The sequence below is a fragment of the Pyxidicoccus trucidator genome (assembly GCF_010894435.1).
GTDB lineage: Bacteria > Myxococcota > Myxococcia > Myxococcales > Myxococcaceae > Myxococcus > Myxococcus trucidator.
On sequence record NZ_JAAIXZ010000127.1, the window covers coordinates 1 to 381 of the forward strand.

Consider the following 381-nt stretch of genomic DNA (forward strand, 5'->3'; position numbering starts at 1 on the left):
CACCCGTTGTGTCAACGGCCGTTTGGCCGGGTGCAGCGACACGTAGCCGCGGTGCCGGTAGAAGTCCTCCGCGTTGAGGCTGGCATCCAGGCCCAACAGCGGCGTGCCGCCCCCCCAGGCCACCGACTCCAGCGCGGCGAGCAGACGGGAGCCGACGCCGTGGCCCACCTCGTCTGGCACCACGTAGAGGGCCTCCAGCTCTCCGGCGCGGGAATCGAGCTGGCCAAAGCCCACCAGCCGTCGGCCTCGCTCCGCCACCAGCACCGTGCGAGGCCGGTCCGGCCGGAGGTAACCCTCTGGCCGCAGCAGGCTCACCCAGGTGTTCAGCTCATCGGGGGCATAGACACCCTGGCACAGCGTCTCCACCGCCTCGGTGTGGAC

The 381-nt window shown here is 71.1% G+C and carries 1 protein-coding gene; it reads right to left on the reverse strand.

The window, feature by feature from the left end; translation table 11 throughout:
- On the reverse strand, window positions 1-381 hold a 381-nt coding region (locus G4D85_RS48720), incomplete at both ends, for a GNAT family N-acetyltransferase (RefSeq protein WP_164021978.1).